The following is a 22,135-nucleotide window of genomic DNA, read 5'->3' on the forward strand; positions in this document are numbered from 1 at the left end:
ACCGCGCGCTTCGCCACGATCAGGTTGTCCATCGCGAAACTCCCTTCACTTGATCTTTCGGTTCTCCCGCCGCGGTCGCGGCGGGAAGCTGTAGGGCGCCTTGCGGCGCCGAGGTGGTGCCGAGTGCGCTCACTACGGAAGAGGCCAGGGCACTGTCGTGCTGGACGACCAGCGTCGCCAGCAGGGTCAGGCCGGTGGCGGTGCCCAGCAGCCACAGCCGCTCCAGCCACGCCTCCAGCCGGGGCTGGCCGCCGCGGTGGCGGCCCCTCACCGCTCGCCCTCGGTGGCGCGGTGCAGGTGGCGGTCGAACTGCAGCACGCACCGGGCCAGGGCCTGGAGGCGGCGGGTCGCCGAGACGAGTCCGTCGCCGGGGCCGGCCCGCAGCTGGTACTCGGCTCCCGCGATGGGCTGGCGCCAGGCGTCCGCGCCCAGCCGGTGCTCGTTGACGTGCTCTTTGGCCTGGTCGACCAGCGGGGCGAGGTGCCCCTTGAGGGTGTCGATCAGCCGGAGGACTTCGTCATACGGCGGGAGCGTGGTGCCCGAGCGCAAAGCGGCGGCGACGTCGGCCCGCAGCTGGTCCCCCTCGACGCTCGTCGTGGTCGGTGGGGGCTGGGCGGTGGGGAGGGTGGGCATGGTGCGACTCCTCGAAGACGATGGTCATCACCGCCGCCGAGGGGCGAAGAGAGGCCGGCCCTTGCCCGGGCCCCTGGCGGCTTCAAGAGGAGTCAACCGCCGCGAGGAGAGGCACATCCGCAAGCCGCTTGCGAGGTCGCAAACTGCTTGCGGATGGCCTTAGTTGACCGGCAGACCGGCGCGGCCGGCGAAGGCACGCACGCCCGGCAGGCGCCGGTCGTGGCGGATCAGGCCGCCGGCCAGGTCCTGGACCGCGCCGCGGCGGATCTCCTGCGGAGCCGCGTGCTCGGCGGCCAGCAGGGCCCGGTAGCACTGCTCGGGCTTGCCCCACTGATCGAAGCAACGGGCCACATCGATGAAGAACCGCCCTTGGCGCTCCGCGGTCGGATCGATGGTCTTGGCCAGGTCGATCGCCTGCCCGGCATCCCCGAGGAGGTAGTGGACCGACAGCTCATGCAGCCGCACCTGCACAAGGCCCGTGTCAGTGCGGGCCTCAGGGGTTGACCGGCCGGCTTTGGCGGTCTGGGCGGCTTCAGCGATCAGCGCGTGCGCGACGGGCCGATCGCCCCTCTTCGCCGCGGTGTAGGCGGCGGTCGCCAGCAGCGAGCTGCCCGCGGCCAGCCGGACCGGCTCCGCAGCCGTGCGGTCGGCTCGCAGGTCCTGCGCGGCGCGCACCGCGATGTCGGTGGCGCGGGCGAGGTGACCTTGGCGACGCCAGGCGCTGGAGACCATCCGATGAGCCTCAGCGATCGTCAACGCGTCCCCGCCGGCCCGTGCGGAGGTCAGCGCGCGATCCGCGGTGATGGCCACCAGCCCGTCCTCGCCGAGCTTGATGCACAGCCGGGCGGTGATGTTGTAGAGGTCGGCGACCGCCGTGGCGGAGACCTCCGCCGGCTCCAGGGCCCGAGCGCGGGCAATCTGGCCGGGCAGGATGCGGGCCAAGGTGTCGTAGCGGGCGGCTCGGAAGTGCTCCCGGGACGCCTTCACCGCGTCCGCGACCCCAGCTGGAGAGATGTCGCAGTCCGCGGGTGCGGGTGCAGCTCCGTACAGGAGGAGGTCCTCCATGGGGGACAGCGCACTGGCCTGAGCAGGTGTGCTGCTGGCCAGAGGGGAGGCGAAGACGGCCGCCGCAGCGGCGAACAGATTACGGCGTCGCACGGGGTCCTCACCCTCTTCGGGATCAAGATTGCCGACCACCTTAGTGGAGGAAGACCCGCGGTGAGCCGACGTCGGCGCGTGCCCGGACGGCTGTTCGGCAGCGAGGAGTTCGGGCAGCGCAAGGTCAAGGGCCTCGGAGAGGTGACGTAACGTCTGCAGGCTGTTGACCGGGATCATCTCCCGCTCGACCTGGGAGACCCAGCTCTCGGACTTCTCCAGCATCGCGGCCAAGTCCCGCTGCGGCCAACCCTTGCGCCGCCGCGCCTTGGCGATCATCTTGCCGAGCGTGATTGCGTTTCCCGCCACTGGGCATGCCCCCGAGGTCGGTATCCACCGCGTGAGCAAGCCACGGTACTGCCGCAGGGATCCCAGTTGTAGAGGCAAGACGGTCAAGCCCGCAGGGCCGTCACGACACTACTCGGACAGCGTCACGTGCTGCTTGAACAAGCAGCACACTCAAGGGTGTTGGTCCCAGCGATCGATGGTGGCCTGACAGCGCTGGCGGCTGGCGCGGGGCGGTGATCGCGGTCGCGTCGTCCGCCGGGCCAAGCCGGACCGCGTCCAGGAACGCAGTCCAAGACGTGGCGCCCGGCTCCAGCACGGCGACGAAGGAGTAGGGCCAGCCCGGAGTGAACTGCGACGCCGTCTTCGCACGGCCGTAGACGTGGCAGAACAGCCGCTCCGCTGAGCACGGAGCGTCCGAACGAAGCCACGGCGACACATCGACCGCCAGAACCAGGCGCCCGCCGCCGAAACGCGGCAGCGGCAGCGGCCAGCACCGTCCGCAGCCGATCGGTGTCGATCCGGCCATGGTTCAGGCCGCCGTACATCGCTCCGTGCCCACGACGATGCTTGGGCAACAGCGTCAAGTCCACCGGGGATTTCACCGCACCGTCCGCACACAGCACCGCGTCCACCAGCTCGAACAACTCGTCGCGCCGGGCGGTCAGACACTCGTAGAACTCCCCCCGGAAGCGTGACGCTAACGCGAACGCCTCCCTCCGGACAGCATCTGGCAGCAGACTCACCCTCACGGCCTCCGTCTTGGTCACGTACACCTTGGTCGGAGCACAGGATCAGACGAAGCCCCCCACGTCCGGCAAATCCCCAGGTGAGCGACTCAGTTCGAGACGCCATTCGAGACCGGAAGATGAAGAACAAGTAAGTGCGTGTTTCTGATCCATCGCACCAGTTATGCGACATCCCGCGGGTTCGTCCTGGCTTTCATCTCCCGTTGCCGCAGGTCAGCCCGGCAGGCGGGAGCGACGGATCCGCATAGATCATGATGGACCTTCGGGATTCCTGAAGAACCATCATGATACCTCCATAGACGCACAGGCCGAGGGCGACGGGGTGCCTGGTAAGGCCCCATGCCGAGGAACCGAGGGGCACGGCGAACTCGCGGGATGTTGCACACGCCGTGCGCATGGCCGGGCATCAGGCGAAGCGGACTTCGCGCGAGGCGGCGGAGGCCGTGGCGAACGCGAGCAGCCGGCCGCCCTCCTCGGTGAGCGCGGCGCGGTCCCCGGCACGCAGGGTACCGAAGGGCTCCAGGACGAGGACGGCGGCACCGCGCGTCTGCTCGACGCGCCACACGCCCGCCACGAACCCGTCCACCAGGAACGTCGACCTGATCAGCCCGTTCCGCGTGAAGACAAGCTTGCGCTGCTCCTCGGTGAGGATGCGGGCGCGGTCGGCGTGGGAGAGCAGGATGTTGTCGAACTCCGGCAGGAAGCGCACCGGGGCGGGGGTGTTCGCGTCGGGGCGGGGGGCCTCCGGCAGGTCGAGCAGTTCGCGGCCGTTCTCGTCGCGGAAGACCGCCAGCCGCGGCCGGAGCCGGTTCACCGCGTCGGCGAGCCGGGTCATGCCGGACCAGACCTGGATGTCCTTGACCGTGGCCGGCCCGAAGGCCGCCAGGTAGCGCTCGACCATCAGGTCCGGTGCCGCCAGCCCGGCGACGGGCCGGCCGAGCCACGCCTCGGCGCTGGTGTGCACGGCCTGCCCGCTCTCGCCCCACAGCCCGCGCGGCGGCACCTGCACGAGCGGTACCAGGTTGCGCACGGCGTTGGCGAGGGCGAAGGGGTCCCGGTCCGGCCACCGCTCGGCGAGCAGGGTGCCCAGGCCGCCCAGCGTGAGCGGCTCCCGCTCGACCAGCTCGCGGCCCAGCTCGGCCACCTTCTCGACGTCGAGCCCTTCGAGCTTGCGCCCGAAGGCGCCCTTCAGCCCCTGCCGCAGGGCGCCCTGCAGGACGGGGCGCAGTGCGACGCAGTCGTCCGCCGTGACCAGGTGGATCGTGCCGCGCATCAGACCCACCCGGACCACCTCGCGGTTCCTGACGAGGGAGGCCAGGTCCTCGATGCGGAAGCCGGCGAGCCGCGTCCACAGGCCGATGTAGGGCGGGTTCGGCGCTTGTGCCTGCATGCCCACCAGGTGCGCGACCGCCCGCCCCGCTGGCATCGCGGACCGCTCCAGCAGCAACTGCCGGGCCAGTAGGCTCCGGTTGAGCGCCCGATGGTCCAGCACCTTCACGTCTCCTGTCACCACGACGGGATTCCCTTCCTCGTGTCCACTCACGAAAACACGGTGGCTGCCTCGGACCGCGCCCGGGACGCCACCGCCGTACTGCGATGCCGCTCAGCTCATGCGCACCAGCATCGTGCTGCTGTACGTGCGGTCGAGCAGGGCGGCGCACGCCGCCGGGAACTGACCGGTGCCGCCCTCGACGACCGTGTGCAGGAACACGTTGCGTCCCTCCCGCAGCCACGGGCCGAACCGCGCGTTCCACTCCTCGATCTGGTCCGGGACCTGTCGCTCACCTAACGACCGCGGACACACTCCTCTGAGCTGCACGGTCATTGTGCTCCCGGGACTCGAACTCCGAACAACCCCGAGGAAGCGACGTTGCTGGCCCGCTCTCGCCACGCGGCCGCCCCCTCCTTGGAGCGGTACGCCCGCCCCGGCGTCGACGCAATCGCCCATGTCGGCGGAGGCAACTTCTCAACCGGTGTGCTTCTAGAGTTTGACGAGCAGGTCATCAATGGGGGTGCGCAGGTGCGGAATTGGAAGATGGGGCTGGCGTTGCTTGCCGGCCTTGGTGCGGCAGTGTCGCTGTTTCTGGCGCTGGCGGCGAACCCTGCTACGAGTAAGGAGCGTTGGCCTGGCCCGTTGGACTGGCTACGGCAGCACCCGTGGTTATGGGTCGGTGTGTTGGGCGGGCTGGCCGTCGTTGTGGCCGTGGCCTTGACGTGGTGGCAATCGAGCCCGCCGGCAGCCGTGAACGATCCTTCGCCGCCCCCGCCGCCCGTTGTTCCCGCCTGGTTCGTGGACCGGCACCAGACTCGCGAAGCTGTTGACGAGGTGTGCCGCGGTGCCGGAGAGGTCGGCATCACCACCTCCCTCTCGGGAGCAGGAGGGTTCGGCAAGACCACGCTGGCCATCGCCGTGGCCAATCACCGCCGAGTGAGACGCCAGTTCCAGTCGCGGATCTATACCGTCACCATCGGACGAGACGTCCGCGGCCGCTCGGCCGTGGCCGCCAAGGTCGCGCAGGCCACCAAGTTCATCACAGGTGACACCACCGAATTCGATGACCCCCACACGGCCGGTGCCCATCTGGGCCGACTACTGGACGAACGCCCCCGCACCCTGCTCGTCCTCGACGACGTGTGGGAAGAAGAGCAGCTCGCCCCCTTCCTCCTCGGCGGCAGCCCCTGCGTACGCCTGGTCACCACCCGCAACCCGAAGCTGCTGCCCCCCACAGCGCGCAGCATCCAGGTCGACCAGATGTCCCACACCCAGTCCAAGGCCGTGTTGACCCACGAACTGCCACCCCTGCGCGAGGACCTGGTCGACGGCCTACTCCGGGTCACCGGCCGCTGGGCTCTACTACTGCGTCTGACCAACCGTTCGATCGTCCTGCAGACCGAAACCGGCGCCGACCCCGCTGCCGCCGCCGGCCAGGTGCTCGAACAGCTGCGCAACCTAGGACCCAAAGCCGCGGCCAATCCCACCGCCGACCCCACCACCTGGGACCTCGACGACCCCGACCAGCGCAATCAGGCCGTCCAGGCGTCGATCGAGGCCGCCACCACCCTGCTCCCCCCAGGCGGCGCGGCCCGCTTCACCGAACTCGGCATCTTCGCCGAGGACGAAGACATTCCCGTATCTGTCGTCGCCCAGCTCTGGCAGGCCACCGACGGACTGACCGAGCACCAAGCCCGCGTCTTACTGGCGCAACTGCATCGCCTGTCACTGATCAACCTCGACAACACGCGCGACGGCGGCAGGATCAGCCTCCACGACGTCGTCCGCGACTACCTCCGCAGCGAACTCGGCACGGCCAACCTAACCCGCTTCAACGGCCTCCTGATCGACGCTATCGCCACCACCCTGCCACCCGCCCAACCCCTCGCCACCACCGCGCCCGACCCCCGATACGCCTGGTGGCAGCTGGAAGTCGGCTACCTCCTCGACCACCTCATCGACCACCTCCTTGCAGCCGGACGCATCTCATCCGCCGAGGCAGTGGCCGGCGACGTGCGCTGGGTAGAAGCCCGACTCCACCAACGAGGGCCGACCGCTCCCTGGACCGACCTCGCCCGCATCAACACCGCACACACCCGTCGCCTGGCACGCAACCTCCTCCAAACCGCCCACCTTCTCTCGCCTACCGATTCGCCCCATGCCCTCGTCGGCATCCTGCACAATCGTCTTGAGGCACATCCGCACTGGCAATCCCAGATCACCGCACGCCGGCACGGCGCCGCCCTACGCCCCTATCTGGCCAACCAATGGCCACCACCCGACACACCCAACCCCGCACTGCAACGCACCCTCACCACACCTCGTCTCGACCGGGTGCTTTCGGTGGCGATTGCTCCGGATGGCACTTGGCTCGCGGCCGCCAGCGCTGACGGGACGGTGCGGATCTGGGACCCCGCCTCTGGCACCTGCACCACCACCCTCACCGGTCCCGCCAACCTGGCGAGTTCGGTGACGATTGCCTCGGACGGCACTTGGCTCGCCGCCGCCAGCGCCGACGGGACGGTGTGTATCTGGGACGCCGTCTCTGGCACCTGCACCGCCACCCACATCGGCCACGGCAGCGTGGTGAGTTCGGTGGCGATTGCTCCGGACGGCACTTGGTTCGCCGCCGCCAGCTCCGACGGGAGGGTGTGGATCTGGGACCCCGTCTCTGGCGCCCGCATCATCACCATCACGGGTCACACCAGCGTGGTGAGTTCGGTGGCGATTGCTCCGGACGGCACTTGGCTCGCCACCGTCGGCGACGACGGGACAGTGTGGATCTGGGACCGCGACTCTGGCACCTGCACGACCATGCTCACGGGTCACGGCAGCGCGGTGAGTTCGGTGGCGATTGCTCCGGACGGCACTTGGCTCGCCACCGTCGGCGACGACGCGACGGTGTGGATTTGGGACCCCGTCTCTGTCACCTGCACCGCCACCCTCACCGGCCACAGCATCGCGGTCAATTCGGTGGCGATCGCCCCGGACGGCACCTGGCTCGCCACCATCGGCTACGACGCGACGGTGGGGATTTGGGACCTGGCCTCTGGCACCTGCACCGCCACCCTCACTGGGCACACTGACTGGGTGACCTCAGCGGCGATCGCCTCGGACGGCACCTGGCTCGCCACCGCTAGCAACGACGGGACGGTGCGGATCTGGGACATGAATTCTGATATTGAGACATTCGCACACACCTCAAACATCCCCCCGGTGTTTTCGGCGGCGATTGCTCCGGACGGCACTTGGCTCGCCACCGCCAGCTCCGACGGGACGGTGGGGATTTGGGACCTGGCATCCGGCGCCCGCACCACCACGCTCACCGGCCACACCAGCCGGGTGAGTTCGGTGGCGATCGCCCCGGACGGCACCTGGCTCGCCACCGCCAGCTCCGACGGGACGGTGGGGATTTGGGATCCCGTCTCTGGCACCTGCACGACCATGCTCACGGGTCATGGCAGCGCGGTGTATTCGGTGGCGATTGCTCCGGACGGCACTTGGCTCGCCACCGCCAGCTCCGACGGGACGGCTGGGATTTGGGACCTGGCATCCGGCGCCCGCACCACCACGCTCACCGGCCACACCAGCCGGGTGAGTTCGGTGGCGATCGCTCCGGACGGCACCTGGCTCGCCACCACCAGCAACGACAAGATCGTGCGGATCTGGGACCTGGCATCCGGCACCTGCACCACCACGCTCACCGGCCACACCGGCGCGGTGAGTTCGGTGGCGATCGCCCCGGACGGCACCTGGCTCGCCACCACCAGCGAGGACGGGACGGTGCGAATCTGGAACCCCGTCACCACCGTCACCACCGCCCTCACAGGCCACAGCAATGGGGTGTCCTCGGTGGCGATCGCCCCGGACAGCGCCTGGTTCGCCACCACCGGTTTCGACGGGACGGTGCAGGTCTGGGATGCGAGAGAGCAACGCACCGTGGCCATCGCACGTACCGACGGGAACTTGTACTCGTGCGCCTGGACGTCTGGTCATGAACTCGCGGTCGGAGGCCAACAAGGCATCTACCTCTTCGCCTTCCGCGCCTGATACCCCCGCCTCGCGATCGAGAGCCGTCACGAGGGCAGAAGAGTGCGAGGGTCGGCGGGCGGTTTGATCCGAGATGGACCAGTACCAGCTGGAGTTTGAGCGTAGCCGAACGGCAGGCGGACTCTGCTCGGCTCGTGGTGGCGTCCGGAAGCGAGCAGGGGCTCGACAGTCCTCAATCTGACGGACGGCATCTCGCCATGGCCGGAGCCTCTCGCCCCGGCGCTCGGCCCGGTTCGCGGGTCAACTCGGCGCGGCCGGGGCGTGCGGAGTGATGGTTCCCGACCTTCCCTTCGACCAGTCCGCAGCGTGGCAGCAGGTCACCGGCTCGGTCGGCCTGCTCGCTCCCGCCCTCGTCCCTCGCCAGGTGTCCAGGGAGAGGCTGGGTGAGGTGGCCGCCGCGGCGTCCGGCTGGCTCTACGCACCGGCCAGCACCGGCCCCACCGGTTACCACGGCCCGCTCGACACCCCAGCCCTGGCCCAGGAAGTCGAACGGCTCCGCGCGGGCAGCACGCTCCCGATCGTCTCCGTCATCGGGGTGTCCACCCCTGCCAAAGCCGCGTTGGTCGCCCCGCTGGTGGACGCCGTGATCATCGGCACCCCCATCGTTCACGCGCTGGCCAACGCGCCGCACAACGCCCCGCGACTGGTGGCCGAGTTCGACGATGCCCTCGCCGCACGCCAGGTGAACCGTGGCTGAGGACTACGGCCAGCGCGCGGCCCACGCCACCGCGCTCAGCACCCAACTTCGCGCTTCCGGGCCGGTCCCGATGGACGTCCTCGCCCAGCGGATCATCAGGGCGCAAGCCCTCTCCCACACTGCCCTGGCCGATCTCCTGGCCGTGACCCGTGCCGGCGCCTCTCGGACTGAAGACGGGCTCGCAGCTCTCGGGTGCCTTGCTCGGGCGTCGAAGTACGCCCAGGAGGCCGCTGCCGCCCTGGGAACCGCCATGGCCCAGTCCTTCGACGGCCTGAGCCGTAGCAGGAGCGCCGCCGGAACTCCGGTCGTCACCCTCGGCCCGCCCCCGCACCAGCTCCGGCAAGCAGCCGCCGCCCTGCTGGAGCGCGTCGCCCAGCAGTACGCCCAGGCGAGCGCGCTTGCACCAGCGCCCGCGAAAGCCGCAGCAGTTCGCACGGACAGTCACCCCGGCAACCACGGCCGTTACCGCCCGCCGCCGGTGACCTCACCCCCCTTGGAGACGCGCCCATCACAGATCAACTCAACATCCCCGAGCAGCTGCTGGCCCTGGGTGCAGACTTCACCCGCCATGGTGACGCCCTGCGCGTCCTCGACTGCGGCAGCATCGACACCATCGCTGCGGTGAGTGCTCACATCCCCCATACCCAACGTCTGGCTCGCACTGCATTCACCGTCGCACACCACCTCAACTCCATGCGAGGGGTGTACCGAAGTCACGACATCCGCATGGCGTCGGATCGCCTCAAGCAGCTCGCACACCTCGCTCTCGGCGCCGCCGACCATCTCCTCGACGCCCACGATCTCCTTTCCGTCGCCCGTGACCGCGCCGAACAGGCCGACGCACCGGCGCCCCACCACGCTCTGTGGGAGACCGGGCGCCGTTTGGAACTGGTGCGCCAGCTGACCGCCCACGGGGCGCAGGACTGCGTGAACACCTCCGCGCTGGTTGGTGGCGAGTTCCACCGCCAGCGGCTCCTGCCCGCACAGCCCTCGTCGCTTTCGGCCGCTCAGCAGGCCGCGTTGATCCTCACCGGGCTGGGGCACGTGAGCGTCGACAGTCTCAACGACAAGGCCCACACGAGCCAAAACGGCACCCGCCTGACGATCGCCACGATCCGGTCTCTGGAAGCACGCGGACTCGTCACACGCGAGCCGGTGATCTTGCACGAACAGCGCGTTCACCTCAAAGGCGACGGCTACGGCGCGCTGACCGCGGTCCTCGCCCACCCGCGCCGCACCGCACCCGCAACCGCCCTCCCAGCGCGGCCTGCGCACACGGCCAACCATTCCCGAACCCGATAGCCTCCCCGCACAAGGACCACGCGATTTCCACCACCGCAGCCCCCACCTTCCGTTCCATCTCCCTGGGTGCCGGCGTCCAGTCGAGCGCCATGCTCGCCCTGTCCGCCAACGGCGTTCTCCCCAAGGTCGATTACGCGATCTTCGCCGACACCGGCTGGGAGCCCCGCACCGTGTACGCCCACCTCGACCGCCTCGAACGCGAAGTCGCCGCCCCCGCCGGCATCCCCATCCTCCGCGTCTCCGCAGGCAACATCCGCAACGACGCCCTGAACCCCGAGCGGCGCTTCGCGTCCATGCCCCTCTACATCCGCAACCCGGATGGCAAAGAGGGCATGACTCGGCGACAATGCACCGGCGAATACAAAATCAAGCCAATAAAGAAGAAGGTGCGGGAACTTCTCGAATATCCCTACCCGCAGCGCATACCCAAGGACGTCTTCGTCGAACAGTGGGTAGGTATTTCCACGGATGAATTCCACCGCGCGAAGGACTCCGACGTCAAGTACATGCGCAACCGCCACCCCCTGATCGATTTGGACTGGTCGCGCGCCGACTGCGTCCGCTACCTGACGTCACTCGGGCTCGCCGACACACCGAAGTCCTCATGTCTCGGATGCCCGTTCCACGGTAATGCGCAGTGGCGCCATATCCGCGACACCAGCGCCGTGGAATGGCGCGACGTCGTCGAATTCGACGCCGCCATCCGCAAGGGCAACGCCCGCGCCAACGCCGAAGGCAACATGCTCCTGGGCGAGGCATACCTGCACCGCTCTCGCATACCGCTGGACCAGGCGCCGATCGATCACGTCACCGCCGCCGAGCAAGCCGCCCTCCAGGACGAGCTGGCAGACGAGCAGGACGCGGAACTGGGTGTGCTCAACGGCTGCTCGCCGTGGGCGTGTCGCGGCGAAGTCGAGGCGGCGCAGGGCGACTTCGGGCTGGCCGCTTGATCTTGGACCTCTTCGCCGGGCCCGGCGGATGGAGTCACGCGCTGGCCGTGCTCGGGGTACGGGATGTAGGTCTGGAATGGGATGCGGCTGCGTGCAAGACGCGTTCGGCCTCTGGGCAGTTGACGGTCCGTACCGATGTGGCGGGGTATCCGACGTGGCCGTGGGTCGGGCGCACGCACGGGTTGATCGCCAGTCCCCCGTGCCAGGCATGGTCGATGGCCGGCAAACGGCTCGGGCTCCTCGACCAGCCGTTGGTGCACCAGGCAGTCGACGACCTCGCCCACGGCCGCGACACCCGCCACCACCTCCTTGTCGCCTGCCGCGACGCGCGCTCCCTGCTCGCGGCCGAACCGATGCGATACCTGCACGCGCTGCACTCGGTCGGCGAACCGGAATGGGTCGTCATGGAGGAAGTGCCCGACGTCCTGCCCCTGTGGCGCCAGTACGCAGCCATCCTGCGAACCTGGGGGTTCTCGGTGTGGTGCGGGATCCTCAACGCCGCTGACTACGGCGTGCCGCAGACGCGCCGGCGGGCGATCCTGCTCGGATCCCGGGTGCGAACCGCCTATCCGCCGTCGCCGACGCATGCCAAGATCGCCGAGCCGGAGTCGCTGTTCGGTCCCGGCCGCGTTCGGTGGGTCGGTATGGCCGAGGCTCTGGGCTGGGGCGCCACCGACCGGCCCGTGCCCACCCTCTGCGCGGGCGGTGGCCCGGGCGGCGGGCCCGAGCCCTTCCCTTCCGGCGCTCGTCAGTCCCTCGCTGCTGCTCGCGACCGCGGCACCTGGATTTCTCAGCACGACGGTGCCCACACGCTGCTCGAACCACAGACCCGATGCGCAGACTGGACCGCACGGTGTGGCTCCCGGGCCGCTGATCCGGCCCACCTGCCAGCCCCCACGCTCACCAGCAAAGTCCATCCGTGGAAGTGGTCGTTGCGCAGCAACAACCAGTCCAACGCCACCGTCCGATCGGCCGATGAGCCGGCGGGGACGTTGTTCTTCGGGCACCGGGCGAACGAGTGCACCTGGGTCGCCGAGCCCGCCGCGCCACCGTGGGGTTCCGAGTCCGAAGTAGTTCCGGAGCCAATCCGCATCACCGCCCGCGAGGCTGGCATCTTGCAGACCTTCCCGGCTGACTACCCCTGGCGAGGCACCAAGGGCGAACAGTTCAGCCAGATCGGCGACGCGGTCCCGCCCCGGCTCGCCGCCCACCTTCTCGCACCGCACCTGCGCTTGTCGCTCCATCCCGACGACTTCACCCTGGCTGCCTGATGCCCCACACTCCCGAACCCCACGAGGAGGGCCTCGACCGCCTCACCATGTCACGACCGGTGTTCTACGCCGAGCAGGCTCTCCTGGGTGCGCTCCTCCTCGAACCGCAGCGTCTGGCCGACTTGGCCGGGATCGAGCCGGACTCGTTCTCCACCGCCACACACAGCGCCCTCTTCGCCGCGATCCGCATCCTGCCGGCTCCCGACGCCGCCGAACACGCGCGAACCACCGCGTGGTTGGACCAGGTCCTCGCCGCTGCGCAGGAGCAGGTCCGTGGGCTGTCAGCCTCCTTCCTCCACACACTGATCCAGGGATGCCCCCGCCCCCAGCACGCCTCTGCCTACGCGCGGATAGTCGCAGCCGAGCACGCCCGCCGGACCCTGCGCGCAGATGCCCAACGCCTCGCCCAGGCCGCCCGCGACCTCTCCCACCCACAGCCGGCCCTCATCACCCTCGCCGCCGCCGACGCCCTCACCGACGTCGTCGACCGCCTCGCCACGACGTTCCCTTCAGGTCCTGCCTCCCTGCCACGCACGTCAGCACCGAACCCGCCCCCAGCGCGCGACGCGGAGGGAGCAGCCGACGAGGAGCGGTCGCTGCTCGCCGCCGTGACCGCGCAGCCGGTCGTCATCGAGCAGCTGCGGTGGCTGGCCGAAGGGGACTTCGTTCACCCGCTCAACGGCGGGGTGTGGCAGGCAGCGTGTGCTCTGGCCCGGCGCCGCGCCGCGGTCGACCCGGTCACCATCCTGTGGGAGGCCCAGCACCGTGGTCTCCTCGTCCCCGGCACCGACCCGGAGCGTCTTCTGCAGGTGCTCGGGGCACCGGCCGCCGGCGAGCCGCACTACTGGGGTGAGCGGATTCTCCACCGGTCTCTGCTGGCCACCGCGCAGCACGTCGCGCGCCAGATCGAGGATCTCACCGACGACCCGGCGACCACCCCGCAGCAGCTTCTCCTCGGCAGCCGTCGCGCCCTCGCCGGCCTGAACGCCGTACGTGCCCGCTGGCACCAGGCCACCTCCCCCTCACCGACGCCCCCTCGCCCCGCACCCAAGTCCCCGGTTCGCCCGCGAGCTGGCCCGCCATGGACCACCGCCCCGAGCCCTTCCCGCGTCTCCCGCTGACCTTGAACCCGCCGGTTGCCAGGCCCAAACGTCCAGCTTCCAGCAGAAGCGAGAATCCGTCGTGACACCACCCGAACCGTCCACTGACCGTGCCGAGATGGAGGACGTGCCCGTAGATGCCGCCGACCACGACGCCCTGCTCGACCACTTCCTCGACACGCACGACGACTGGCACATGTGGCGGCCCTGGTCCGAGGACCTCACCTACGCCACCCACGAATCCCAGACCCTGCGCATCGAACGCGACCACTCGGCACCCGCCCGAGAGACCGCCTGGACCGTCGCCGCCTACGAGACACCCGTCTCGGACCGGATCTGGCACCTGACCGCGACCGGCGCCACGCCCAGCCCCGTGCTACAGGACCTGCTGACCAACCTCGCCGACGGCACCGGATGGGATACCTCGGTCGGTCAGTTCCTCGACGAGGCGTCCGTCATCGCTGCCACCCAGCCGGCCACCGACGCCGGTTGGAAGCACACCATCGCAGGCCGCTGGATCCACTGGACCTCACCCAACGGCGACGCCGGCATCCAATTCGACGCCTTCGCCGCCCAACGCCCTAATGGCGCTCTACCCACATGGCTCCTGTGGGCCGGCCCCGCCATCGACCACCCCACCTGGGAAATCGCAGCGTCGACGCACACCCCCAGCACTCTGCTGGCCGACCTCGCCGAAACTCTCGCCCAGGGGGCCATCACCCGTCCGACGGCCGACCTAAGCCCACCCGCCCATCACCACACCGCGTCCCCGCCCGTGCCCCCGGCACCCGCAGTTAAGCGCACCAACAGCCGCCCCTTCTGACCTCCAGCAACGGAACGCAACCACCAGCAGTTCACCGTCAGCCCCAGCTTCGGCTGCATGACGTCGAACAACAGCACCGCGATTGGTGTGCATTCAGTTGCCCCGAGGTGTCCGCGAAACCGTCCTGAAACTCGTCGTCGAATGCTGCAGGAAAGTGCCGAATAGGAGATGTAATGATTTGCCGTGACCACTGAGAACAGCACGCAGACGACACCGGCCGATACCTTCTGGACGGAGCGTCGAATCTGCTTCCTGTCCACGCCTCGGCCCGACGGCACCCCTCACCTCGTGCCCGTGGGCGTCACCTACGACCCCGAAACCCGCATCGCCCGGGTCATCAGCAGCGCCAGCAGCAAGAAGGTCCGCAACCTCCGAGCGGCCGCTCCTGGTACCGTCGTCGCCGTCAGTCAGGCCGAGGGCCGACGCTGGTGCACGCTGGAGGGCACTGCCGCCGTCAAGGACGACCCCGAGTCCGTCGCTGACGCCGAACGTCGCTACGCCGAGCGCTACAAGACCCCTCGCCCCAACCCTCAGCGCGTCGTCATCGAGATCACCGTCACCCGCGCCATGGGGACCGCCAAGCCAGCCGGCTGGTAGCCCGCCCGCACTATCGACCGTACGCACCCGCATCCGTCATGCGGGTAGGTGTCAGGCGAGCGGCAGCCCTAGGGAATGCAACGTGCCTGGCAACACGTCTGCGCCTTCGAGCGCCTCGGCAAGACGCAGCGCGCGATCGGCGATGACGAGGTCGCGCGGCGCCTCGGTACGAGCGTCGCCCAGGCGCGCCAGGGACGCGGCGATCTTGCGCCAGGAGTAGAACTCCGTGCCGTCGCTCCCGGACTCTGGCTGCGGGAACCCGTCGGCGGTTCTCCGCTGGCTCTTGGCAAGTTCGACAAGTTCGTGATGGCTGCGCCCGCAGCGTTGTGCGGCTTCTTCCAGGGTCACCGTGTCGTCGTAGCGCACGCCCACGGCCCGCAGGCCCGGGATGAGTCGGACGTCCCGTGCCACCTGTGCGATGGCGTCCAGCAGCGTGGGGGCTTCGATGTCGCACGACAGCTGCCTCAACGCCTCGGCACTCGGGCTGTGCGGGTATGCCTCGGGGTTGTCGGGGCCGAGGGTGTAGGAGACCGAGCCGTCGGCGAAGGCATCGCAGTGGTCGAAGGCGTCGGCCTGCTCGGGGGTGAGGGGCTGATTGATCAGGAGGGTGAAGCTCCAGTCGGACACGGCGGCTGCCCTTTCAGTGCTGGTGGTCCTTGACGAAGCGGTCAACGCGCTTGGCCTCATTGCCGGGATTCTTCGGAGTGCCCGAGACGATGTGGCGCGCTCCGCACGTGCAGCACACCACCCAACCCCACCGGTGCCCGTTCTTGTCCGGCACCACCTGGCAGCCGGCTCTCCTGGCCCGGTCAAGGGCCGCCGCAACATCCCCGTCCTGATGCCGTCCCTTGGAAATCACCGACAGCACCCTACTCATCGCAGCGACAAGTGCGCAGCCAGTAACGCTCCACGCTGGCCAACTCCAACGAGAACCAGCCACCGCGAAGAGGAGGCGGCATCCAGTCTGCTACTGCAGCCACCGCTGCCCTTCGTCCCGGCTCGCGCGGGGGCGCACCGTAGCGTGGGATCGCCGGTTAGCCAAACCGGCGATCCCACGCATCATGGATAGTCCACCGCCAACAACTGCCCCGCTGTCGAAAGGCCCCTGCAACGCAACATCACTTGCCAAAGGACGCTCCCGCTCGGCGTAACCATCCGCCGTCATGCCGCGGCGTAGCTGAGGCGGAACAGGTCCTGGGCGCGCTCCAGGTCCCGCGCAGTGCGCAGTTGCACCTCCAAGTTGCCGGTGCCGTGGTGGCCGAGCCCTGTCACGTTCCGGGTGAAGCCGGGGATGAGGTCGACCGTCTTCGGGTCGGCCTTGAGGTAGACGAGGAGTTTGGTCTGCTGCGGGGGACAGACGCACGCGAAGTTCCGCAGCCGCTGGTAGGCCGCATACTGCTTGCGCTGGACACGGGTGATGCCGTCCCCGAGGCCGAGCAGCATCTCGTCGGCCGCCTCGGCAAGCTCCACCAGAGCTGTGCCCTGCCTGCGAGCAGGCGGCAGCCCGGCCGCGCGACGGCGAGCCCGCTTGGCGACCGGGCGCCCGGTGACGGAGGCTACGGTCTCAAGGCCGATGTGGTCGTTGCCGAAGAAGCGGTAGCGAACCAGGTCGATGCTGCGCCGGTGCTCGCGAACGGCGTGAGCGTCGTAGCGGGTGAAGTCGCCAGCGATGCAGATGAGCCGGGGTGCGCTCCACAGAATCTGGGACGCGGCCGGGGCCCCGAGCCGGTCGCGGACCAGGTTCCGGAAGGCGTCCTTAGACGCCGTTTCTGATGGCGTGATCGTTCGTTGAACCGTGCATGACGGATCTGGTTGAGCGGCTGGCGCCGGACGAGTTGTGGGTGTTGTTCCGACGAGTGGTGCCGCCGACGGAGGTGAAGCGTCCGCAGGGCGGGGGCCGGCGTCGGGCTGGTGATCGTGAGGCCCTGGCGGCGATCGTGTTCGTGGCCACCTCGGGCTGCACGTGGCGGCAGCTCCCACCCGTTTTCGGGCCGTGCTGGCAGACGGTCTATCGACGCTTCGCCCAGTGGGGTCGGGCTCGGGTCTGGGCCCGGCTCCACCGCGTCGTCCTCGACGAACTCGGCGCCCGCGGTGAGCTGGACTGGTCGCGGTGCGCGATCGACTCCGTCAGCCTCCGGGCTGCAAAAGGGGGCCACTGACGGGACCGAATCCGACCGACCGCGGCAAGAACGGATCGAAAATCCACCTGATCACGGACCGGAACGGAGTGCCGCTGTCGCTTGGCATCTCCGGTGCAAACGTGCACGACAGCCAGGGCCTGGAACCACTGGTCCGCGGCATCCCACCGATCCGTTCCCGGCGCGGCCCACGCCGTCGGCGCCCGACCAAACTCCACGCCGACAAGGGTTACGACTACGACCACCTGCGCAGATGGCTCCGCGAACGCGGCATACGCCATCGCATCGCACGCAAGGGCATCGAGTCCTCCACACGACTGGGCCGCCACCGTTGGGTCGTCGAGCGAACCGTGTCCTGGTTGGCCGGGTGCCGACGTCTGCACCGCCGCTACGAGCGCAAGGCCGAGCACTTCCTGGCTTTCGTCGGCATAGCGGCAGCCCTTATCGGCTACCGCCGACTCACCGGCTGAAGTGACTTCTTTACTCAGCTGGCGCGTACCACTGCAACAGCCCGCAGTTGGCGCATCGCTTTGCTACTACGCGATACACCTGCTCGTGCCGCCGCTGTGCTTGGTCGCCCGAACGGGACGCTACCAACTGCGAGTTGCGAAACATTCGCGCGTAGGGAACCAGCTCCTCCTGTGGCGCAGCTGAGCCGCAGGCCGTGCAGGCTATTGCATCACTCATGTGAACCTTCATTCCGTAGGCGTGCTGCGAACAGTCGGAGTACGAGGGGGAACGTCGCCCTCACTATGCCCCGGCTGACCGCAGCCGTCCACGCTGTGCTGCTGACTCGCTACTCCGTGCGGAGCAGTCACTGCACCGAGCGATGCCAGGCGCCTTCACTACGGCCGGCGGTTGAACACTTCCCGGCATAGTCGCAGGCTCATCCGCTACTGACAGCACACCAAGTGAAACAACCTCTTAAGATGGCGCGGGCGGGCTCCACACCCGTGAGCACCACGACCTTGTCCCTGCTGCGCGTCCACGGCGCCTCGCGCGTTACGGCTCGACGTGCTGCTCGTCGGCCAGGAACGGTCGTGATACTGGTGGGCTCGTCTATTCAACTGTCGGTGATCAGCTGGATGGTGACCGTGGGGCGAAGATCTCCTCATGCTGGTGAGCCCACTTCACAGTTATCCGCCCCCCTACGGCCCTGGCGTCGCCGTCATGTCCATACGGTACGGGCGCGGTCCTATCCCGGTCGCGCCCGGCGCCCGTGGATGGTCCCACCGGCGCCGGCGGGCGGGATGTATGGCGATTCGGCCGATCCGGGTAGGTGCCGTAGCGTTCGGTATGTCGTCGCGGGGTGGAGCAGCTCGGTAGCTCGCTGGGCTCATAGCCCAGAGGTCGCGGGTTCAAATCCTGTCCCCGCTACTCATCAGTGAAGGCCCGGTGGAATATCACCGGGCCTTCACTGTTCGCGTCCTCGATCGAGATGCTGCGACAGCAGAGTTGCAGTAGGCAGCGGAGCGTGCTCCTCAGCCGGCGATTTCTCCGAAGCATGGCACGGCGAGGGCCGGGGCGATCCCGATGACGGCGGACATGGAGAACCGGGCGTCGCCTAGCTGACGCCGCGCCTGCGAGCGCGGTCGCGGGCGTCGGGGACGGGAAGGTGGTCACCCGGAACATCCTCCCACCGCCTGCGTGGCCTCGCGGCTGGTCAGAAAGGGGAGAGACATTTCCTGGCCGAGGTCGAGAACGGCTGGGCCCGCCCCTCCTCTCGTTGTAGGGGCACAGGCGACTCGCCTGCGAGTGCGACGGGCACAGCCGTGGGCGGCAGGGCCGTCTCACGTGCCTGTTTGCGCAACGGCCGGCCTGGACACGAAGCGAGGACGGCGGCGCATCCCCCATGCGAGCTATCGAAAGTGTCCGTGCGCGGGCCCACCCGTTTTCCTAACGTTGCCGAAGGGCTGCCGCCCGTGTGGCCGACGGCAAGAGGAGGCAGCGATGCGCAAGGTTGTTCTCGTCCACGGCTTCTGGCACGGAAGCTGGTGCTGGAGCCGCGTGACCGAACAACTCGCCGCACGCGGCGTTGCGTCCGTGGCCGTCGACCTCGAAGGGCACGGACTGAACGGCAGGCAACCCAGCACCCGGTGGAACCGTCCGTTCGATCCCGCCGCCTTCGCCGTGGAGCCGTCCGCCGTCGCCGCCGTCACGGCGTCCTCGGCCGCAGCGATGCTCGTCGAACAGATCAGGACGATCGGCAGCGGCGAACCCTGCATCGTGGTGGCGCACAGCCAGGGCGGCACCGTCGCCACCGCCGCCGCCGAGCTGGCCCCGGAGCTGTTTGCTCATCTTGTGTACGTGGCCGCGCTCGCCCCCGTCGCTGGTCTGCCGTCCGTGGCTTATAGCTGGGTCCCGGAGAATCAGGGCGAGTTGGTGCTGCGCCTGCTGAGGGCTGACCCGGCCGGTGTTGGGGCGGTGCGCATCGACCCCGACGACCGCGACGGTCACGCCGCGATCCGCGAGACGTTCTACGGCGACGTGGACGAGGCGACGGCGACAGCGGCGATCAGCCTGCTCAGCGCCGACAGCCCGCTCGGCATTCCCACCGAAACATTTCCCGTGACGGCCGGCCGGTACGGCACTATGCCCCACACCTATGTGGTCTGCACGAAGGACAACACGATCCCGGTAGCCCTGCAACGTCGCTTCGTACGCGAGATCGACGCCGTGTCCAACGCGCCGACCACGGTCGTTGAACTCGATAGCTCCCACTCGCCGTTCCTGTCGCGGCCGGTAGCCCTTGCGACCGCGATCACTGGACTGTGCGGGCGTGCCTGATATTTGACGTCGCGGCAGGTCGAGCTAAGGGATCATGAGGCATGCGCCCGGATGACTGGCACCTCACCGAAGACCTCGACTGCTTTCTCGCCCGAGCCGGAGACTTCCTACACTCGCGCCCGGTCCTTCACACCCTCCCGCTGACGGTAACCGAGACACTTCGAACACGCGGGTTGGACGCGTACGGCACCGAAGCCCCCACGTTCGGCTGGCTGGAGGGCGCGGGCGAGGTCCGCGCGGCCTTCGTCCGCACCCCGCCCCACCGCCTGCACCTCACCCTCCTCACCCCCGAGGAAGCCGACACCCTCGCCGCTCACCTTGCCGGCCTGGGCCGCCCCCTGCCCGGTGTCAGCGCGGACCACGGCACCGCCACCGCCTTCGCCGAGGCCTGGCAGCGGCACTCGGGCGCAACGCCGACGCTCCACGCGCGGCAGCGCCTGTACCGCCTCGGTACGCTCACGCCACCGGAGCCGCTCCCGGAGGGCCGAGCTCGAGTCGCGGGCGAGCGGGATCGCGAGCAACTCATGCTCTGGTACCGCGAGTTTGCTGCCGCCATCGGGGAGTTCGCCTCCGCGGACGCCGGCTCCTGGGCCGACGCGCGCATTGCCTACAGCCGTGTCACGTTCTGGGAGACCCCAGACGGCATCCCCGTTTCCATGGCGGGCGTGGGTCCGATGGTTGCCGGCCAGATCCGGGTGGCCCCCGTCTATACTCCAGCCCACCTGCGCGGTCGCGGTTACGCGGGCGCTGCAACGGTCGAGGTGAGCCAGGCTGCGCTGGCCACGGGCGCGGCGCATGTCCTGCTGTTCGCGGACCTGACTAACCCCACCAGCAACGGCCTCTATCAGCGGCTGGGGTACCGCCCGGTCACCGACTTTGCGGTGCACGACTTCGAGTACCCGACGCAAGTCCTGCGTGGGCCCTGTTAGCTCGACGGAGGCTCGATGGGCAAGCCAAGCGCTTCGAATGCGATCAGTAAGCCTTTTCAGCGTTGACCCTCCGGGGTGAGGATGGCCGCGGTCATAAGCCCTGGGCTTCTCGGCCGCCTGGTCATCGCTGGGTAAGTGAGGTCGCGTGCTAATCCGTCGGTGTGTGCTCCTCGACCCCGTCACCAACCATGTCACGCCAGTGCTTTTGAGCGGAGCGGATGAGGTCGTCGCCGAGGCGTTCGAGAAATCGGCCTGCCAGGGCCAGCCGGGCTCCGGCAGCGGTCTGGGCTCCGAGGACTTCGGCGCCGCGCAGCGTGGTGGCGGCGAGCCGCTGGTTGGCGGCGACGCTGGCCACGACGGTCCGCAAGCCCGCGTTGTCGTCGAGGAAATACCGGTGGCGGCGGCTCCGGTCGTCGCGGCCGCGGCGGATGAGACCCTGCCGTTCCAGCAGATGGACCGCCTGCGAGATGGTCGCGGCGCTGACGTGCAGGTGCTGCGCCATCTCGATGGCGGTGCGGCTGCCGGTCTCGGAGGCGAACAGGCAGGCCATCACGCGGGCGGCGGTGCGCGGGAGGCCGGTTTCGACGAGTGCCGCGGTGAGGTCGGTGACGAACGCAGCCGTTGCGTCGGGGTCGGGGCCGAGGCGCTCGATGGTTCGCGGCTGCGGCCTGCGTCGGGCTCGGTGGGTGGTCGCGAGCTGTGCCAGTTCCGCGCGGTAGCGAGCGGGTCCGCCGTTGCGCGCGACCTCGCGGCTCACCGTCGAGGTGGGACGGTCCAGGCGCCTGGCGATGTCGGCGTAATTCAGGCGCTGTGCCAACCCGGCGGCGATCTGCTGCCGCTCGGCTCTGGTCAGCCTGCGTCCTGGCATCCGGTTCGGTTCCTCTGATGGGGGCGTTTCGGCCCCAGTGTGCACTGGTCGCCGATCGTTGCAACATCCCCTCGCTCGGCGTGCATTGACCCTCACTGTCATTGCAATCGCCAGTTGCATGCCTGACCAGCACAAACAGCACGCTTCACAGGAGATCGTCGTTGACCGGCCTTTCGGCTCGTACCTAACGTTCGACTCCGATCGCCGAGCACGGGTGTGAGGCGATCTCCCAGGGAGGAACCAGGTGACAGCGTGGCTGAGACCGCCGTCGAGCTGCCCACCGGACGCGCCCTGAGCCGTCCATGCGAT

17 protein-coding genes, 1 tRNA gene and 3 pseudogenes are annotated in these 22,135 nt (G+C 69.0%); 12 read left to right on the plus strand and 9 right to left on the minus strand.

From position 1 onward, the window contains the following. Positions 1 to 19 precede the first annotated feature (19 nt). From ABD385_RS12320 to ABD385_RS12345, 6 genes and pseudogenes are all read right to left on the minus strand, one after another. A complete protein-coding gene (locus ABD385_RS12320; protein WP_344575213.1) occupies positions 20 to 271 on the minus strand; it encodes a hypothetical protein in 252 nt (83 codons plus the stop codon). Then, entirely contained in the window at positions 268 to 633 is a 366-nt protein-coding gene (locus ABD385_RS12325; RefSeq protein ID WP_344575214.1) for a DUF6415 family natural product biosynthesis protein, read from the minus strand. Before ABD385_RS12325 ends, ABD385_RS12320 begins: the two co-directional genes overlap by 4 nt. Positions 634 to 792: 159 nt before the next feature. Further along, a complete protein-coding gene (locus tag ABD385_RS12330; protein ID WP_344575215.1) occupies positions 793 to 2,097 on the minus strand; it encodes a helix-turn-helix domain-containing protein in 1,305 nt (434 codons plus the stop codon). Between the two features lie 208 nt (positions 2,098 to 2,305). Then, positions 2,306 to 2,819 (minus strand): annotated as a pseudogene (locus tag ABD385_RS12335) (transposase); the annotation flags it as partial. Between the two features lie 409 nt (positions 2,820 to 3,228). Then, positions 3,229 to 4,365: a winged helix DNA-binding domain-containing protein gene (locus tag ABD385_RS12340; protein ID WP_234385968.1), complete on the minus strand. Its 1,137-nt coding sequence runs from the start codon at positions 4,363 to 4,365 to the stop codon at positions 3,229 to 3,231. A gap of 60 nt (positions 4,366 to 4,425) precedes the next feature. After that, positions 4,426 to 4,641, minus strand: a complete 216-nt coding sequence (locus ABD385_RS12345) for a hypothetical protein (RefSeq protein ID WP_344575216.1) — start codon at positions 4,639 to 4,641, stop codon at positions 4,426 to 4,428. 51 nt (positions 4,642 to 4,692) lie between these two features. Here ABD385_RS12345 and ABD385_RS12350 point away from each other — a divergent pair, with 51 nt between their 5' ends. The 8 genes and pseudogenes from ABD385_RS12350 (at position 4,693) to ABD385_RS12385 (ending at position 15,104) form a co-directional block, all read left to right on the plus strand. After that, the gene (locus tag ABD385_RS12350) at positions 4,693 to 8,364 is read left to right on the plus strand and encodes an NB-ARC domain-containing protein (protein ID WP_344575217.1); all 3,672 of its coding nucleotides are present in this window, start codon (positions 4,693 to 4,695) and stop codon (positions 8,362 to 8,364) included. A 238-nt stretch (positions 8,365 to 8,602) separates the two neighbouring features. Next, positions 8,603 to 9,061: pseudogene (locus tag ABD385_RS12355) on the plus strand (tryptophan synthase subunit alpha); the annotation flags it as partial. A 621-nt stretch (positions 9,062 to 9,682) separates the two neighbouring features. Further along, positions 9,683 to 10,363, plus strand: coding sequence for a hypothetical protein (locus tag ABD385_RS12360; protein WP_344575218.1), 681 nt, complete (start codon positions 9,683 to 9,685; stop codon positions 10,361 to 10,363). A gap of 89 nt (positions 10,364 to 10,452) precedes the next feature. Beyond that, entirely contained in the window at positions 10,453 to 11,313 is an 861-nt protein-coding gene (locus ABD385_RS12365) for an adenine nucleotide alpha hydrolase family protein (RefSeq protein WP_344575219.1), read from the plus strand. Then, positions 11,310 to 12,584, plus strand: coding sequence for a DNA cytosine methyltransferase (locus ABD385_RS12370; protein ID WP_344575220.1), 1,275 nt, complete (start codon positions 11,310 to 11,312; stop codon positions 12,582 to 12,584). Before ABD385_RS12365 ends, ABD385_RS12370 begins: the two co-directional genes overlap by 4 nt. Next, on the plus strand, positions 12,584 to 13,705 hold the full coding sequence (locus ABD385_RS12375) for a DnaB-like helicase N-terminal domain-containing protein (protein WP_344575221.1): 1,122 nt from the start codon (positions 12,584 to 12,586) through the stop codon (positions 13,703 to 13,705). The genes ABD385_RS12370 and ABD385_RS12375 overlap by 1 nt, the downstream gene beginning before the upstream one ends. 97 nt (positions 13,706 to 13,802) lie before the next feature. Beyond that, positions 13,803 to 14,507: an SPDY domain-containing protein gene (locus ABD385_RS12380; RefSeq protein WP_344575222.1), complete on the plus strand. Its 705-nt coding sequence runs from the start codon at positions 13,803 to 13,805 to the stop codon at positions 14,505 to 14,507. 183 nt (positions 14,508 to 14,690) lie between these two features. Further along, positions 14,691 to 15,104 (plus strand): TIGR03618 family F420-dependent PPOX class oxidoreductase, encoded by a 414-nt coding sequence (locus ABD385_RS12385; protein ID WP_344575223.1) that lies wholly within the window; start codon positions 14,691 to 14,693, stop codon positions 15,102 to 15,104. A gap of 51 nt (positions 15,105 to 15,155) precedes the next feature. Here ABD385_RS12385 and ABD385_RS12390 read toward each other — a convergent pair whose 3' ends face one another. Together ABD385_RS12390 and ABD385_RS12395 are read right to left on the minus strand one after the other, a co-directional pair. After that, positions 15,156 to 15,731 (minus strand): hypothetical protein, encoded by a 576-nt coding sequence (locus tag ABD385_RS12390; protein ID WP_344575224.1) that lies wholly within the window; start codon positions 15,729 to 15,731, stop codon positions 15,156 to 15,158. Positions 15,732 to 16,265: 534 nt separating this feature from the next. Continuing rightward, positions 16,266 to 16,862: pseudogene (locus ABD385_RS12395) on the minus strand (DUF5655 domain-containing protein); the annotation flags it as partial. A gap of 41 nt (positions 16,863 to 16,903) precedes the next feature. Here ABD385_RS12395 and ABD385_RS12400 point away from each other — a divergent pair. The 4 genes from ABD385_RS12400 (at position 16,904) to ABD385_RS12415 (ending at position 20,958) form a co-directional block, all read left to right on the plus strand. Further along, a protein-coding gene (locus ABD385_RS12400) for an IS5 family transposase (protein WP_344575225.1) occupies positions 16,904 to 17,712 on the plus strand; the annotation gives its coding sequence in 2 pieces (ribosomal slippage) (positions 16,904 to 17,251 and positions 17,254 to 17,712; 807 coding nt in all). A gap of 833 nt (positions 17,713 to 18,545) precedes the next feature. Further along, positions 18,546 to 18,619: transfer RNA gene (locus ABD385_RS12405), tRNA-Met, on the plus strand. Between the two features lie 573 nt (positions 18,620 to 19,192). Then, the gene (locus ABD385_RS12410; protein ID WP_344575226.1) at positions 19,193 to 20,029 is read left to right on the plus strand and encodes an alpha/beta fold hydrolase; all 837 of its coding nucleotides are present in this window, start codon (positions 19,193 to 19,195) and stop codon (positions 20,027 to 20,029) included. Between the two features lie 41 nt (positions 20,030 to 20,070). Next, positions 20,071 to 20,958, plus strand: coding sequence for a GNAT family N-acetyltransferase (locus tag ABD385_RS12415; RefSeq protein ID WP_344575227.1), 888 nt, complete (start codon positions 20,071 to 20,073; stop codon positions 20,956 to 20,958). A gap of 148 nt (positions 20,959 to 21,106) precedes the next feature. Here ABD385_RS12415 and ABD385_RS12420 read toward each other — a convergent pair whose 3' ends face one another. Next, entirely contained in the window at positions 21,107 to 21,826 is a 720-nt protein-coding gene (locus ABD385_RS12420; protein ID WP_344575228.1) for a helix-turn-helix domain-containing protein, read from the minus strand. Positions 21,827 to 22,135: the final 309 nt, after the last annotated feature.

The organism is Streptomyces lunalinharesii (assembly GCF_039532155.1).
Lineage (GTDB): Bacteria > Actinomycetota > Actinomycetes > Streptomycetales > Streptomycetaceae > Streptomyces > Streptomyces lunalinharesii.

What these genes read in the sequence shown, in the direction of transcription:
- ABD385_RS12325 (WP_344575214.1), bottom strand. Translation starts at nt 633, where the DNA reads ATGCCCACCCTCCCCACCGCCCAGCCCCCACCGACCACGACGAGCGTC.
- ABD385_RS12365 (WP_344575219.1), top strand. Translation starts at nt 10,453, where the DNA reads ATGCTCGCCCTGTCCGCCAACGGCGTTCTCCCCAAGGTCGATTACGCG.
- ABD385_RS12375 (WP_344575221.1), top strand. Translation starts at nt 12,584, where the DNA reads ATGCCCCACACTCCCGAACCCCACGAGGAGGGCCTCGACCGCCTCACC.
- ABD385_RS12380 (WP_344575222.1), top strand. Translation starts at nt 13,803, where the DNA reads ATGGAGGACGTGCCCGTAGATGCCGCCGACCACGACGCCCTGCTCGAC.
- ABD385_RS12410 (WP_344575226.1), top strand. Translation starts at nt 19,193, where the DNA reads ATGCGCAAGGTTGTTCTCGTCCACGGCTTCTGGCACGGAAGCTGGTGC.
- ABD385_RS12415 (WP_344575227.1), top strand. Translation starts at nt 20,071, where the DNA reads ATGCGCCCGGATGACTGGCACCTCACCGAAGACCTCGACTGCTTTCTC.
- ABD385_RS12420 (WP_344575228.1), bottom strand. Translation starts at nt 21,826, where the DNA reads ATGCCAGGACGCAGGCTGACCAGAGCCGAGCGGCAGCAGATCGCCGCC.